This window comes from Blastococcus atacamensis, assembly GCF_002938425.1.
Classification (GTDB): domain Bacteria; phylum Actinomycetota; class Actinomycetes; order Mycobacteriales; family Geodermatophilaceae; genus Blastococcus; species Blastococcus atacamensis.
Genome location: NZ_POQU01000158.1, coordinates 1 through 1293, shown reverse-complemented (window position 1 = coordinate 1293; position 1293 = coordinate 1). Strand labels below are relative to the sequence as shown.

Annotated in this window: 1 protein-coding gene; it reads right to left on the bottom strand. The window is 74.9% G+C overall.

Features of this window, described 5'->3' with window-relative positions:
• Positions 1 to 144 precede the first annotated feature (144 nt).
• A partial coding sequence (gene rlmN / locus C5508_RS19170; RefSeq protein WP_456297903.1) for a 23S rRNA (adenine(2503)-C(2))-methyltransferase RlmN occupies positions 145 to 1293 on the bottom strand: 1149 nt, incomplete at its 5' end.

The following is a 1293-nucleotide window of genomic DNA, read 5'->3' as shown; positions in this document are numbered from 1 at the left end:
CCCCGACGCCGGCCACGAGCGCGGTGTTGGTGACCAGCCCGTCCATCGCACCGAAGACGGCGGCCCGCAGCCAGCCCCCGGAGACGTCGGCATGGCTGTGCTCGTGCGCCTCGGCCGCAGAGGGCGGGGACGGGGCGCCGGAGGTCACGCCTGGTCCGCCTCGGCCCCCAGCGGCACGGGCTCCTCGACGGGCTCCACGGACGGGGTGGCGAGCGCGACGCTCGGCACGCCCTCGACCTGGTCGGCCGCGGCCAGCTGGCCGCAGGCGCCGTCGATGTCCTGGCCGCGGGTGTCGCGCACCGTCGTCGGCACGCCGGCCGCGCGCAGGCGGGCGACGAACTCGCGCTGCGCCGGCAGCGGGCTGGCGTCCCACTTGCTGCCCGGGGTGGGGTTCAGCGGGATGAGGTTCACGTGGGCGAGCCGGCCCGCCAGGAGCTTGCCGAGCAGGTCGGCGCGGAACGGCTGGTCGTTCACGTCGCGGATCAGGGCGTACTCGATGGAGTACCGGCGACCGGTCTTCTTCGCGTAGGCGTCGGCGGCCTCGACCACCTCGCCGACCTTCCAGCGGGTGTTGATCGGCACGAGGGTGTCGCGGAGCTCGTCGTCCGGGGCGTGCAGGCTGACCGCGAGGGTGACGTTGCGGCCCTCCTCGGTGAGCTTCCGGATGGCCGGCACCAGGCCGACGGTGGAGACGGTGACCGACCGCTGCGACAGGCCCAGGCCGTGCGGCGCCGACGTGAGCAGGGCGTCGAGCGTCTTGCGCACGCGGGCGTAGTTCGCGAGCGGCTCCCCCATCCCCATGAACACGACGTTGGACAGCCGTCCCGGGCCCCCGTCGAGCTCGCCGTTGGCCATCGCCGCCGCGGCGGCCACCGCCTGACCGATGATCTCGGCGGCCGACAGGTTGCGGGTCAGCCCCTGCTGGCCGGTGGCGCAGAACGGGCAGGCCATGCCGCAGCCGGCTTGGCTGGAGATGCAGACCGTGGCGCGGTCGGGGTAGCGCATGAGCACGCTCTCGACCAGCGCGCCGTCGTGCAGCCGCCACAGCGTCTTGCGGGTCCGCCCGTCGTCGGCGGTCTGGTGCCGCACGACGGTGAGCAGGCCGGGCAGCAGCGCCTCGGTGAGCGTCTCCCGCACCGCGGCCGGCAGGTCGGTCATCTCGGCGGGATCGGTCACCCCGCGGTAGAAGTGCCGGGCCAGCTGGTCGGCCCGGAACGCCGGCTGACCGAGCTCGGACACCGCTGCGCGCGCCTCCTCGCGGGTGAGGTCGGCGAGGTGGCGGGGCGGCATACC